We start from the raw sequence: 13,329 nt of genomic DNA, 5'->3' as shown, positions 1-13,329 counted from the left end.
GATCATTAGCATGACTGTATGGGATAAGAGTCATTTTCACCAATACCCGCCAATTTATCGCATATATTAGCCCGCCGTACAAATACTACCAAAATCACGACATGAGGTGAGCAGAATGAATACCCCTTTTTCCAAAGTAACACTGGAACAACTTTCGCAACATCTGCCTGCTGAAGCGCCGCTGGACGGCGCACGGCAGCAGATTGCGCAATGGCAACAACAACGCAATCGCAAAATCATCGTGTTGGATGATGATCCAACCGGTGTACAGACGGTACATGATATTTATGTACTCACGCAGTGGGATGAGCAACTATTGCGACAGGCTTTTCTAGCGCCAGAGCCGGTATTTTATATTTTGACCAATACACGCGGAATGGATGCGGATAGCGCTGAGCGCATCAATCGCGAAATTGCCGCTAATGTATGCAAAGTGGCAGACAAGGTTGGACAGGAATTTACGTTCATTAGCCGCAGTGATTCGATGCTGCGCGGGTATTATCCACTGGAAATCGATGTGCTGGCAGAGGAGGTGTCGAAGCGACAGGGGCATTCTTTTGACGGGCACCTGATCATTCCGGCTTTCTTAGAAGGCGGACGATTTACGATCAATAATACCCACTATATGCTAGATAACGATGTGCTGATTCCAGTGCACGAAACCGAATTTGCGCAGGATAGCGTATTCGGATACAAGAACGGCGATCTTACACAATGGGTAGCCGAGAAAACGGCAGATCGCTTCACCGCCTCTCAATGTCTGGTCATTTCGCTAGAGCAACTGCGTAGCCATCCCCAACAGGTCGATGCACTGCTCATGCAGGCAACAGACAATGTACCGATTATCGCAAATGTCATCTCGTACGCTGATATGGATCTGCTGTCATTGGCACTACTACGGGCAGAGCATAATGGTAAACGCTTTATTTTCCGTACAGCAGCTTCCTTTGTCAAATCGTATGCAGGCATTAACGATGTAGATTACCTTTCGGCGGATCAGCTCATTGCGGATGCGCAAAGTGAGCACGGCGGTATCGTCATTGTTGGCTCGTACGTACAGAAGACAACGCGCCAGCTGGAGCAGTTATTGCAATTGGAGCATGTGATCGGATTGGAAATGAATGTGGAGCAGCTATTGGATGATGCTACCCGTGAGCCAGAAATCCAGCGTGTACAGCATGCAGCCAATACCCATCTATCTAGCGGAACCAATGTCGTTGTGTATAGCAGTCGTCGCCTGATTACCGCAAGTACTAAGGTGGACAATTTCCAGATTAGTGCTACCGTCTCTGCGGCGCTGGTGCATATTGTGCAATCGTTGCAGGTCGCTCCGAAGTTTATTATCGCCAAGGGCGGAATCACTTCAAGTGATGTCGCTACCCGTGGTCTATCCATTCAACGTGCGCTAGTACTTGGTCAGGTGAGCGCTGGTATCCCGGTCTGGCTGACAGGTGCAGAAGCCAAATTCCATGGCATTCCTTATATCGTATTCCCTGGCAATGTCGGCAACGATACCACACTCCGGGAAACTGTAGACAACATACAACAGCATCACTCGTAAATTCCAATCGGTAGACGGAGAGCCTTCACTGCTCTCCCTACCAAATGTATGCAGGAGGGACAACCTATGTACGCTGTATTCGGTTTAAGTCATAATGCTAGTCTGCTGCTCTATGCAGCCATCTCTATTATCGGGCTGATCGTATTGATTGCCCGCTTCAAAATGAATCCGTTTATCGCCCTCATTCTCGGTGCGGTATTTATGGGTCTGATCGCCGGTATGCCGCTCAAAGATATCGTTAGCTCGTTTCAGGAAGGAGTCGCCAGTGTCCTCGGCTTTATCGCAATTGTACTGGGACTCGGTACGATGCTTGGTAAACTGATGGCGGAATCCGGCGGTGCCGAGCGTATTGCCAATACAATGGTACGCGTCTTTGGCGAGAAAAATGTTCACTGGGCGATGATGGTTGTCGCTGTCATTTGCGGGATTCCCGTCTTTATTCAGGTTGGTATTGTACTGCTATTCCCGCTCGTCTTTGTCATCGCCAAGAAAACCGGCACCTCGCTGATCAAAATCGGCATCTCGCTGCTCGCTGGGCTTGCGGTTGTACATAGTCTGATTCCGCCCCATCCGGCGGCAATGCTGGCAGTAGGCATTTTCAGCGCGGATGTTGGTAAAACAATCTTCCTCGCGCTGATCGTATCTATCCCGGCGGCAGCGATTGCCGGTCCACTGTACGGCAGCTGGATTTCCAAACGGATTGTAGTTCAAGGCAGCAGCGAGCTGATGGAGCAATTTACCGAAACGAAGCAAAAGGAATTACCCGGCTTCGGCATTACATTGTTTACGATTTTGCTGCCGGTGATTCTGATGCTGATCTCTACCGTTGTCAGTCTGATTTTGCCGGAAACGAATATGTTCCGTCAGGTCGTTGATTTTATTGGTAGTCCCGTAATTGCACTATTGATCGCGCTACTATTCTCGCTCTATTCATTCGGGTATGCACGCGGCTTCAACAGCAAGCAATTGCTCACCTTTACCAATGATTGTCTCGGTCCAGTCGCTTCCATCGTATTGCTGATCGGTGCAGGTGGCGGATTTAATAAAATTCTGACTGCCAGTGGTGTCGGTGATGCTATCGCTGCCTTTGCCCAGACGGCGCATCTGTCACCACTCTTGCTCGCCTTCCTGATCGCCGGTCTGATTCGCGCAGCAGTTGGTTCGGCTACCGTTGCCATGACGACTGCTGCCGGAATTGTCGCACCGATTGCCGTTACGATGCCGGGTGTAAGCCCTGAATTGCTCGTGCTCGCTACCGGCGCAGGCTCTATCATTTTATCGCATGTGAACGATTCAGGCTTCTGGATTGTGAAGCAATATCTGAATCTGTCCGTACCAGATACGCTAAAAACATGGACCGTGATGGAGACGCTACTCGGTTTTGTCGCTTTTGGTATTGTGATGATTCTGAGTGTGTTTGTGTAGATTCACCGGAATATTTGCCACTTAAAAATACTTCTTGATTGGACTCAAGTACGCTTGGCAATGCTAGCGCAGCTTGTTCCAGCAGGAAGTGTTTTCGTGTGAGTGTTCATATAGAACATTTCATGCAACATGTCCTTACGTATATTCATACAAACGATATGCAAGTAAGCGTAGTCGTTCCAATCCTATACACATCTGAATCTTGTACTACTCCGATTGATCATATTGCCAAGCCTTGTATCCCATAAGATAAAAGTCCGCCAGATCATGACGTCCTGTACTACGAAAGCGCTGCTCTGCTTCCTCCATACTCACTACATCTACAATCTCCACCTGCTCTCCATCCAACGGATTCAGCGGCTGACCATCCAGCTGCACCTGCCCATATCCCGCCAACCGGATAAATTGCGGATGCGGAATATGCGGACGGTACGGCACATCTGATGAGGAACGACAGTCAAAATAGCCAAACACCTGATAGTCTAGCAGCGTCCCACCGATCTCCTCTACCACTTCGCGCCGCAATCCTTCCAGTGGAAGCTCGCCCGGTTCCATCGTACCGCCTGGCAATTCCCAGCGTCCATCGGTCAGTCGAATCATCACCACCTGATTGCCGACCATCGGCACAATCGACACATTGCTAATCAACGCTTGCTGTTGTGGCGACAACTGCGCTGCTGGCTGAAAAGAAGCCGTTACCGGTCCCCACACGATTGGCGAAGATAACGTGCTCAATGAACGATAATAACGCTCCATTTCCAGCGTGCGCCGCGCTGCCTGCATCCACGGATGCACAACCGCCAACCTGCCCGGTTCACCGAAAATATAATCAACATACACATCAATCGCATCATCCAGCGAACCATCCACCGCCTGCCGCATCAAAGATAGATATGGTGCCGAATCCGACGATGCCCACGACAGCTTATCCGCGATAAACAGCAACTTATCCATCTGCGCCATCTTTCCTTTTAACGTCGTATGACAACTGATCGCACTGAGTAATGCCGGCTCGTCCAAACCAAATACATGCTCCGCCATCCACGCAGACAATTTTTGATGCAGTAGAAAAGGAACCTGTCGCTCCGCATCTACTACCTCCAGCCCCAACTGTAGCGCCAACTCCAGCTTGTGCTGGTCTGGAATGACGGTAGACATATCATGCAGCCACCCACCCAGCACCGCGATGTGCACATCCTGATCATACCGCTGTGCCAGCTGCTGCGCCTGATTCGCAACTTCCACACAATGCTTCCACGTATCCAATGCCTCATTATGCTCAAAAAAATATGCTATATAATCGTTTAGCATTCTTTGTTCATTCAGTGATTCAGTCAGTGGTGGAACATACCTCGATATGGACTGAGGAATATCCAGTTTGTGCAAGGGAATATCCCATGTTTGATTGTGCATTCTCAAGTTCCCTCCATCTATTGGGCATGTTGAATATAGCATTGCAGTTATTTCTAGCGTATATATAAAAAAGATTGATCATTCATCCCAAAAAAATGACTAAGTAACCTAGTAATACTCGATTTCAAATGGTAAATTGTAGTCATAAAAGAAAATTATAGTTTTATAAAAGAATACATATCGCACCTGAACAGCATGAGTCATTTGGCAGTCAAGCAAACCTTTACTCATCCCTTTACAACGAAAGGAGGTTCCATTGCTCAATAGTTCCCACAATCCACTATGGTTTTAGAAAGGAGCATCATAATGAGTATATCTGCAATTTTGTTGATCCGCAAAAAGGTGATGTTACTTACACTATCTCTGATGATGTTGCTGCTTGCTGTTGCACCTATTGCAGGTGCTGCCGGTTTTATTGAAGCGCACTGGAAATATAAAGTTACACCAGCTAATCCAATTTACTATAGCGCTACTTTTGGTCAAGGCTACTTTTTCAATGTAAAAACAAACTTTCAATTAACGGACAGTCAAAAAGCAATTTTTTCTATTGAAAAATATTCTGAGGAACGTAAAAAATGGGAACCTTATACAGTAACGATCTTGCATGCAGGTCAAGAAATTCAGCAGTTCCCTCATCAAAATGGCGTTGATCTTCAGGAGCATCCCGGTACGTATCGGTTTACATTCAGCTTTGATGGAATTGACACCAAAAGTGGGGGATTGGATCTTCTTTACTAATACTATAACAATCTGTACAACTATCATTGAATCTTAATATCTGTATGTTGAAAACCACTGTAATGCAAAACAACCGGCTCTCCGTAAGGGAAGCCGGTTATTTCTATATGATCTGGACAAGGAAGCTTCAACTTCCATCGCAAATAGTGGAGTTATTGTATTTCTATTTCCGTTTCACAATGCTACACAATCAACGTGTATACTGTAACATTGGCAACTCATATGCAATAGACCCAAACAGCTTTTCTGTTTACAGCTTGCTATCGTCGATCTGGTTCAGCCAGCCTTCGATATCGCCAATAACGGATGATACACAGCCTTCTTTAAACGGTGAGATCAGACCTGCCACTTCTACCAGCTCAGTAAACGATTTGCTACCACCCTGACGGCACAGGTTTACATAATCTGCCCATGCAGCTGGTTGGTCCTCGTGCATTCGTTTCCAGAACTGGAATGCGCAGATTTGTGCCAGCGTGTAGTCGATATAGTAGAATGGCGCTTCATAGATATGCCCTTGCTTCTGCCAGAAGCCGCCACCTTCCAGATACGGGTTATCGCTTTGATCCCAGTATGGAAGATATTTCTCCTCCAACGATTTCCAAGCTGCTTTGCGTTCAGCTGGTGAGAAATCTGGATTGTCATACACGATATGCTGGAATTCATCCACCGCGGTACCGTAAGGGATAAAGATCAGTCCGCTTGCCAGATGATCAAATTTGTATTTGTCTGTATCTTCCTTGAAGAACAGCTCCATCCACGGCCATGTAAAAAATTCCATGCTCATCGAATGAATCTCTGCCGCTTCATAGGTTGGCCAGATGTATTCCGGCACTTTGAAGTTGCGGCTTTCATACACTTGAAATGCGTGTCCCATTTCGTGAGTCAGCACGTCAATATCGCCGGATGTACCGTTAAAGTTGGCGAAAATGAACGGACTTTGATAATCGTTCAAGAAGGTGCAATAGCCGCCACCCATTTTACCTTTTTTGCTGAGCAGATCCATCAACTCGTTGTCCTGCATAAACTTGTAAAATTGATCAATCTCCGGCGACAGCTCGGAGTACATTTTGGCACCATTGTTAATAATAAAATCAGCATCACCCTTCGGAAGCGGGTTGCCTGTCGGGAAGCTGAAGTTCTGGTCAAAATAAGCCAGACGCTCCACGCCGAGACGATTACGCTGACGTTCTTTGAGACGGGATGCAGCAGGTACGATATATTCTTTAACCTGCTTGCGGAAGGCTGCTACTTGTTCTGGACCGTAATCGGTACGTCCCATGCGCGCATACGCAAGTTCAGTAAAGTTGCTATACCCCAGCTTGCGGGCGATGCCTGTACGCACTTTGACCAATTCATCGTAAATGCGATCCAGCTCGGCACTGTTTTCCGCAAGGAAACCATACGTAGCTTCACCAGCACGTTGACGCATATCGCGGTCTTTGGACTGCGCGAATGGTGCCAGCTGACTGAGCGTGCGTTCTTCGCCTTCGAATGGAATTTTTGCCGAAGCGATCAGCTGCGCATACGCGGTTGCCAGCTTGTTCTCCTGCTGAAGATCACCGATGATGTCAGGATGGAACGTTTTCAACGTCAGTTCAGCCGATGCGAACAGCTGATGTCCCCATTTCTGCTCCAGCTCACTGCGGAAGGCGGAATGTACAAGCGCCTTGTAGTAGCTGTCTATGTATTCCTGAAAAACAGGGCCAATCTCATCCATGAATTCCTGCTCGGTTTTGTAAAATTCGTCTTCGGTATTAATCGAATGACGTACCGATACAAGCTGCACCTGCGTCGAAAACGCATTGCTTAGTTTGTTGATATCTGCCATTGCCTCATCCTGCTCGTCAAAGCTGGACGCTGTTGTAAAACGGTTCAGCAGCTGGTCAAATTCCGCTTTCAACTGGTCCATATCCGGACGTTTGTACGTAAATTCGCTAAACTTCATACACTTGCACCTCACTGTCATAAACTCGGAATCTACCGGCTAATTATATGTTACTAAATTTCACAATACATGAACAGATTTTTTATCCGCTGGTCGAATAAAAATATAAAAAATAATACAATTTGTCGATGTAAAGCGATAGGTATGCGTATTGTTACATGATTTTATTTTACAATAATACCCATTCACCTTGCGGAAAATGGGTATATATAGCAACTTTATTTTAGAATTGATAACTACATAACCAGAGGTATCGTGTGAATTTGCCTTTATGCAAATGACAGATATGCTGAACAGTCAGCCCAGCTTCCGCTAGCGAATTTGCGATATTTTCAGTAGAAATAACAAGCTGTGTGTGCGCTAGTCTTGCTGCTGCTTGCAGCATGTGCAAACGTTCATCTTCTTCCAGAACCGAACACAGATTGTAAGGCAGATCAAGAATTAGCGCATCATAGCTGCCTTTGAGCTGACGCAGATCGCCGATACTAACAATATTGGGCATCCCATAGTGCTGCAAATTCTCGCGCGCGCCCTGTACAGCTAGTGGGTTGAGATCATAACCGACAATATCTATATTCATCGACAAAGCCTCTACCAGCACTGTACCGATGCCACAGCATGGGTCGATAAGCGTACGTCCAGTTGGATGCGGCAAAGCAATATTGACTGCTGCCCGGGCAACACGCGTGCTGAGCGCCGTAGAATAATGGCGCGGCTTGTCATTGTGCTGCAACCAGACTGATTCTGCCAAATAACACCTGCCCAGCACCCAGCGTCCACCGCTGTATGCCATACCGAATAACAATTGCGGTTGCTTCATTTGCGCTTTGCCATGTATGCACATTCCGATGCGACGCTCCAGTTGACGCTTCTCTTCATAGGAAAATGTCTGCTGTGCATCCAGACAGAGTAATTTGAACGTACGTAGCGCTTCGTCTCCATGCGAATAGAAAGTGGGCAAATCCGCATCTTCCCGCTCATTCAGCACATTGATCTGTACAGCAAGCTGCTCCAGTGCTTCCAGCGAATGGGCTTCCCACTGGATATCCAGCCGATAATGCACAAACGGGCTACGTTCTGGCGAGATCGCGATTGGCGTTTCCACATAACCGGGCTGCGGTTCTGTATCCAGCAATCGCTTCAGCTCCAGCGCACATAATTCTCGCTCGTCCTCGTGGCAGGCGTATGTATACAAATAGCTGGATACCTCATGACGCTGGTCTTGCGAATCGTACTGCTTTATCAAGCCTGTTCCTCTTTTCCTGTTAATATACCTGGAGCGCTTAACTGTACACCCGCATCACATAGACATTTATTCAATTCACGGGCAAACGTCACCGCATGTACACCATCCCCATGAATACACACCGTATCTGCTTGAATAGGAACCTGTGTACCGTCCACTGCACGTACCGTACCAGTTGTGAGCATGTGGATGATCTGCTCCACCGCAACTGCCGTATCGTCAATGAGCGCATCTGGCTGCTGACGCGGCGTTAACGTGCCATCTGACTGATATGTGCGGTCAGCGAACACTTCACTCGCCACCTGCAATCCGGCTTCTTGCCCTGCCTGTATGAGTAGACTGCCAGACAATCCATACAGGATCAGGTCGCTATCATAGGCAGCAACCGCTCTTGCGATATGATCTGCCAGCGGGCGCGATACCGCCGCCATATTGTATAACGCTCCATGCGGCTTCACATGATGCAGCTTGCCGCCTTCCTGACTGACAAAAGCATGCAGCGCCCCTAGCTGATAAGTAACCAGATCGTATGCTTCCTGCGGTGAAATATTCATATGACGCCGCCCAAATCCGACCAGATCTGGCAATCCCGGATGCGCTCCAATCGCTACGCCGTGTCGCAAAGCCCCTTGCACCGCTCGCCGCATCACACCCGGATCACCAGCATGAAAGCCGCAGGCAATATTGGCAGACGTAATCTCTGCGAATAATTGTTCATCATTACCGATCACATAAGCACCAAAGCTCTCACCCATATCGCAGTTGATATCCAGTATAATCGGCGTCTGCCGATTCACAGTTACGTTGTCTGCATTCCTGCTCTTGGCATTACGGTTGTCTTCATGACTGTTCTTCGTATCGCGGTTATCTACATTACTATTGTTGGTATCACTGTTCTCAGCATGATTGTTCATAAGTATCCCCCTTATCTTCTAACATATATATTTACGAAGATGCTATGTCTTTGCGTTCTTTGCGCTCACGGCATTCTTCGCGCTCATCGCATTTTTAGTGTTCTTGTGTTCTTGTGTTCTTTATGTTTTGCATGGTTACATCCGATTATTCAAATCACTTCAGTATCTGACACTCGGCCCCAGTTCATTCAACTTCATAGCAATAAAACGGCGCAGCACCGCCAATTCTCGTACCCATCCTACATATAATCGCTGCGCTTCCTCCATATCAATCAATTGAAAATGAATCTGATCGCCCGGTGCCATCTGAGCAAGCCTTGGCAGATCGAGACTGATCACTTGAGCGATCTTCGCATAACCGCCCAATGTCTGCCGATCTGCCATCAAAATAATTGGCTGTCCATCTGGCGGCACCTGAATCGTACCATGACTGACGGCTTCGGAAATGTACTGCTGGGGCTGCATCGTTTGCAGCTCTGAGCCGGATAACCGATAGCCCATGCGATCCGATTGTGGTGTGATGCGATACTCTTGTTCCAGCAGCATTTGCTGCATCGGTCCGTCAAAGTCCTCCCACTGCCTGCCCGGTAATACGCGAATCACTGCCTGCTTGCCATATTGTGGAATGAGATTGGCACTGACTCGCCAGTTCACAGCAGTAACATCATTCTGCTGCAACGATACCGCAGATTTCCGTAACATCTGCTGAGAGAGACCCGAGTATGATTGAGTAGCCCTAATTTTGTCGCCTGCTTGTAAAGGCCTACCATCCAGTCCGCCCAGACCAGCGCGCAAATAGGTACTCGCACTGCCCATAATCTGCTCCCCCTGCCAGCCGCCTGCAATGCCGATATAGGCACGACACCCGCTCACTGACTGCTTGAACACCAATCGACTTCCTGCCGAAACAAATACCGGACGCCACATCGGTACCGGTTTGCCATGAACGCACGGCTGCATATCACTACCCGTAATCGCCATCCAACAGTTCTGCTCTACCAAAGCGGTCATGCCTGACCACGTCATTTCCAGTGTTGCTGCATGATCTGGATTGCCAACCAACCAATTGGCAAGCCGATGTGCCAATCCGTCCATCGCACCAGAGCGACTGATGCCATATTGTCCGTACCCGATGCGTCCGATATCTTGAATTGTCGTTAGCAATCCCGGCTTTTCGATCGATAGACTCATTCCATCTCCTCCCCTGGTTTATGAATAGAATCCGGCAAATTCATACGTGTATCCTGCTCATATAATTCCACATACTGCTGCTCAGAAATGGGACGAAAAACAAGTCGATTGCCACTGCTTAATAAGGCAGGTGGTTGTCGATGCGGACGAAACAACGATAACGGCGTGCGTCCAATCAGCTGCCAGCCACCCGGTGTTTCCAGGGGATAAATGCCCGTCTGCATCCCTGCAATGCCTACCGAACCAGCAGGAATACGTACGCGCGGTGTATCACGCCGTGGTGTTGCCAATTGCTTCGATAGTCCACCCAGATACGGAAAGCCCGGCGCAAACCCTAATGTGTATACCAGATAATCTCCACCGCTATGCAGAGCAATCACTTCCTGCTCTGTTAACCCGTTGTGCGCAGCCACATGAGCAAGATCAGGTCCATAGTCACCACCGTAACAAACCGGAATCTCCACTACAGTATGTTCTACTTTTAGATCGTCCGCGGCAACAGCAATACGGCTTAACAATGCATCTAACCAAGCACATACCCGATCATATGGAGTACCCCGCCATAATGTATCAAGCAACAGATCATCATCCACGTTTGTAGCCGGATTGCCCCTATGAATATGCTCCAGATGCGACGTATAATCCTGTATAGGTTCTGTATGTTGAGAATCTCTTACCACTATGTAATCTAGCAAAGAAGCATTTGTCCAACTGGCTACACTGACCGGATCGTAATATACCGTCAGTGTCGTATATGAAGGAACACACTCCACCAGCCCCGGAAAAGGAGACTGCTCCAGCATTGCCATGCCCTGCTGCACCTTTGCCAAAATATCTTCGCGAATTACAGTTCCAAATTCAATCAAAATTGCCGCATCACCAAGCGGATGCAATGTCCATGCCTGATTCATGTTCTTCCCTCCTGCTGACCTGTTGTATACCAACCACGCATTCAAGCTCTTCCATTCATTGTACCGATTGCTGGAAATGCTGTCGAGGCAACGTCTATTGGAATATGCGATAATGGGTAACATAGATACGGACAACAAGAGCTACCAAAGGAGAGGATCACCATGATCTACCGCATAACTTATCTGTCAGATGAATATAAAGTGAAAGGCTATCTGGCGTTGCCATACGGCACATACCTAAAACCGGATACTTTGCTGAACCATATACAACAATGTTTTAAAAGGGATGATCTGTCTGTAGAGGAAATCGCCTGTCCATTACACAAACCAAAGCAAGCTGTGCAGAACGATGTCTATCCCGCATTGGTATATTGTCGTGGCGGTATCGGCAGGGTCGGCAGTGTGCGGATGACATGGCTGGAACGGTTTGCTCAGCATGGACAGGTCGTATTTGCTCCCTGTTATCGAGGTGCCGAAGGTGGTGAAGGACGGGATCAATTCGGCGGCGACGATGTACAGGATGTACTGTCCGGGCTAGATTGGCTGGCGTCTTTGCCGTTTGTGAAGGAGCAGCGAGTATCGATTATGGGCTTCTCACGTGGTTCGGTGAATGCAGCGCAAGCAGCCGTTCGCTGGCACAATAAAAAGCGCCATATGCTGGCGCTTATTTTGTGGGGTGGAGTCGCCGATCTGGCGCAAACGTATGAAGAACGGATCGATCTGAGACGGATGCTCAAGCGCGTAATCGGCGGCTCCACTGGCAAATACCCAGAACGCTACGAAGCCCGTTCCCCTTCTGCACTGGCAAAGGATTTTCCATGCCCCACATTGATCATTCATGGACAACAAGATGAGCAGGTGGAGCCTTCACACGGACAATTGATGATCCGACGTCTGCAAGAGCTTGGACAGCCTTATGATGTGCAGTGGTATGAAGAATACGGACATCATATGCCCGAAGATGTGCACAAGCAGGCGATTGCCCGTATGTTCGAATGGATACAGCATAAGTAACCAAAATGCCTCAAAAGAAGAGTACACAACCGATTTACTCGTATGAGCATCGCTCAATCCATCATTCACTAACCATAACTGTCTGGCGACTGTACGCGTTCTGCTCTGCTTGCTCTAGCATAAATTGTGCCAGATTAGCACGCGAAATCTTCAGTTTGCTGGATGGCAATCGGTTGATCTGTGTCTCGGCGATATAGTGTCCGTTTCGTTCTCCATTGGTTAGAATCGGCGGCTGTACTAGTGTCCAGTTTGCTCCACTACTTATAATGATCTCGTCTTTGGCACGATGATCAGCCAGCAAATTTTTCATTACGACCGGGGTAATATATTTGTACAAGATTCCCAGCTTGCCTGCGTCTTCACGTCCACCGACAAACGATATATGCAGCAATTGAGCCGAGGAGTGATTGGATGTCGCACTGGCGATGTATCGCACTGCCTCGACCAGCTTCAGATCACGCCGAAATGGACTTTTGGCACCTAGCGCGGAAAAGACCACATCATATGAGCCTTCACGTATGACCTTATTCACCTGCTCCGCATTGGTCGCTTCGCCCTGTACAATATGTAGATGGGGATGCTGCGTTTGGATGCTTTGTTGATTACGGACGAATGCCGTGACTTCATGACCACGCTCCAATCCTTGCACCATCAGCTCCGTACCCGTCCGTCCACTCGCCCCAAAAATAACAATCTTCATCGTTCATTCACTCCGTCCTATTATAGAATATGTTGTTATCCATCTATTACCCGAACGAGACCTTGCAATCGTTATTCTCATCGATCTTGTTGTGCATAGCAACGCTCGTCATGACGTATTCATCTTGGTCAACATGCAGATCGTACTGTAGAATAACAAAAGTTACATTTATAAACTTTATTACTTTTAGTAAGTTTTATATGATCAATATAAAATACACATGATTCCCTTGTCAAATGAATACACGCAAAAAGCTGATTCTGTATAGCGA

11 protein-coding genes are annotated in these 13,329 nt (G+C 47.8%); 4 read left to right on the top strand and 7 right to left on the bottom strand.

Going from position 1 to position 13,329, the window contains the following annotated elements; translation table 11 throughout:
- Positions 1-115: 115 nt before the first annotated feature.
- A complete protein-coding gene (locus ACE3MZ_RS10355; protein WP_411346352.1) occupies positions 116-1,561 on the top strand; it encodes a four-carbon acid sugar kinase family protein in 1,446 nt (481 codons plus the stop codon).
- A gap of 66 nt (positions 1,562-1,627) precedes the next feature.
- Entirely contained in the window at positions 1,628-2,986 is a 1,359-nt protein-coding gene (locus ACE3MZ_RS10350; RefSeq protein ID WP_411346351.1) for a GntP family permease, read from the top strand.
- 207 nt (positions 2,987-3,193) lie between these two features.
- Here the strand turns inward: ACE3MZ_RS10350 and ACE3MZ_RS10345 are convergent, their stop codons facing one another.
- On the bottom strand, positions 3,194-4,231 hold the full coding sequence (locus ACE3MZ_RS10345; RefSeq protein ID WP_411346350.1) for an NUDIX domain-containing protein: 1,038 nt from the start codon (positions 4,229-4,231) through the stop codon (positions 3,194-3,196).
- A 474-nt stretch (positions 4,232-4,705) separates the two neighbouring features.
- Between ACE3MZ_RS10345 and ACE3MZ_RS10340 the strand changes: the two genes are divergently transcribed.
- Positions 4,706-5,137, top strand: coding sequence for a hypothetical protein (locus ACE3MZ_RS10340; RefSeq protein WP_411346349.1), 432 nt, complete (start codon positions 4,706-4,708; stop codon positions 5,135-5,137).
- A gap of 250 nt (positions 5,138-5,387) precedes the next feature.
- Here ACE3MZ_RS10340 and ACE3MZ_RS10335 read toward each other — a convergent pair whose 3' ends face one another.
- The 5 genes from ACE3MZ_RS10335 to pxpB form a co-directional block, all read right to left on the bottom strand.
- Positions 5,388-7,082, bottom strand: a complete 1,695-nt coding sequence (locus tag ACE3MZ_RS10335; RefSeq protein WP_411346348.1) for a M3 family oligoendopeptidase — start codon at positions 7,080-7,082, stop codon at positions 5,388-5,390.
- 223 nt (positions 7,083-7,305) lie between these two features.
- On the bottom strand, positions 7,306-8,328 hold the full coding sequence (locus ACE3MZ_RS10330; protein WP_411346347.1) for a TRM11 family SAM-dependent methyltransferase: 1,023 nt from the start codon (positions 8,326-8,328) through the stop codon (positions 7,306-7,308).
- Positions 8,325-9,242, bottom strand: coding sequence for a LamB/YcsF family protein (locus ACE3MZ_RS10325; protein ID WP_411346346.1), 918 nt, complete (start codon positions 9,240-9,242; stop codon positions 8,325-8,327). The genes ACE3MZ_RS10330 and ACE3MZ_RS10325 overlap by 4 nt, the downstream gene beginning before the upstream one ends.
- A gap of 159 nt (positions 9,243-9,401) precedes the next feature.
- Complete coding sequence (locus ACE3MZ_RS10320) at positions 9,402-10,433, bottom strand: biotin-dependent carboxyltransferase family protein (RefSeq protein ID WP_411346345.1); 1,032 nt, start codon at positions 10,431-10,433, stop codon at positions 9,402-9,404.
- A complete protein-coding gene (pxpB, locus tag ACE3MZ_RS10315) occupies positions 10,430-11,344 on the bottom strand; it encodes a 5-oxoprolinase subunit PxpB (protein WP_411346344.1) in 915 nt (304 codons plus the stop codon). The genes ACE3MZ_RS10320 and pxpB overlap by 4 nt, the downstream gene beginning before the upstream one ends.
- A gap of 162 nt (positions 11,345-11,506) precedes the next feature.
- On the opposite strand from pxpB, the gene ACE3MZ_RS10310 reads away from it, so the two are divergent.
- Positions 11,507-12,358 carry an alpha/beta hydrolase family protein gene (locus tag ACE3MZ_RS10310; protein WP_411346343.1) on the top strand — a complete coding sequence of 284 codons (852 nt, stop codon included), beginning with the start codon at positions 11,507-11,509 and terminating at the stop codon, positions 12,356-12,358.
- A 61-nt stretch (positions 12,359-12,419) separates the two neighbouring features.
- Here the strand turns inward: ACE3MZ_RS10310 and ACE3MZ_RS10305 are convergent, their stop codons facing one another.
- Positions 12,420-13,058 carry an NAD(P)-dependent oxidoreductase gene (locus tag ACE3MZ_RS10305; RefSeq protein ID WP_411346342.1) on the bottom strand — a complete coding sequence of 213 codons (639 nt, stop codon included), beginning with the start codon at positions 13,056-13,058 and terminating at the stop codon, positions 12,420-12,422.
- Positions 13,059-13,329 lie beyond the last annotated feature (271 nt).

This window comes from Paenibacillus sp. WLX1005 (assembly GCF_046603685.1).
GTDB lineage: Bacteria > Bacillota > Bacilli > Paenibacillales > Paenibacillaceae > Saccharibacillus.
The sequence above is the reverse complement of the archived record's forward strand: the minus strand, read 5'-3'. Positions and strand labels throughout refer to the sequence as shown.

What these genes read in the sequence shown, in the direction of transcription:
- ACE3MZ_RS10355 (WP_411346352.1), top strand. Translation starts at nt 116, where the DNA reads ATGAATACCCCTTTTTCCAAAGTAACACTGGAACAACTTTCGCAACAT.
- ACE3MZ_RS10350 (WP_411346351.1), top strand. Translation starts at nt 1,628, where the DNA reads ATGTACGCTGTATTCGGTTTAAGTCATAATGCTAGTCTGCTGCTCTAT.
- ACE3MZ_RS10340 (WP_411346349.1), top strand. Translation starts at nt 4,706, where the DNA reads ATGAGTATATCTGCAATTTTGTTGATCCGCAAAAAGGTGATGTTACTT.
- ACE3MZ_RS10335 (WP_411346348.1), bottom strand. Translation starts at nt 7,082, where the DNA reads ATGAAGTTTAGCGAATTTACGTACAAACGTCCGGATATGGACCAGTTG.
- ACE3MZ_RS10325 (WP_411346346.1), bottom strand. Translation starts at nt 9,242, where the DNA reads ATGAACAATCATGCTGAGAACAGTGATACCAACAATAGTAATGTAGAT.
- ACE3MZ_RS10320 (WP_411346345.1), bottom strand. Translation starts at nt 10,433, where the DNA reads ATGAGTCTATCGATCGAAAAGCCGGGATTGCTAACGACAATTCAAGAT.
- pxpB (WP_411346344.1), bottom strand. Translation starts at nt 11,344, where the DNA reads ATGAATCAGGCATGGACATTGCATCCGCTTGGTGATGCGGCAATTTTG.
- ACE3MZ_RS10310 (WP_411346343.1), top strand. Translation starts at nt 11,507, where the DNA reads ATGATCTACCGCATAACTTATCTGTCAGATGAATATAAAGTGAAAGGC.
- ACE3MZ_RS10305 (WP_411346342.1), bottom strand. Translation starts at nt 13,058, where the DNA reads ATGAAGATTGTTATTTTTGGGGCGAGTGGACGGACGGGTACGGAGCTG.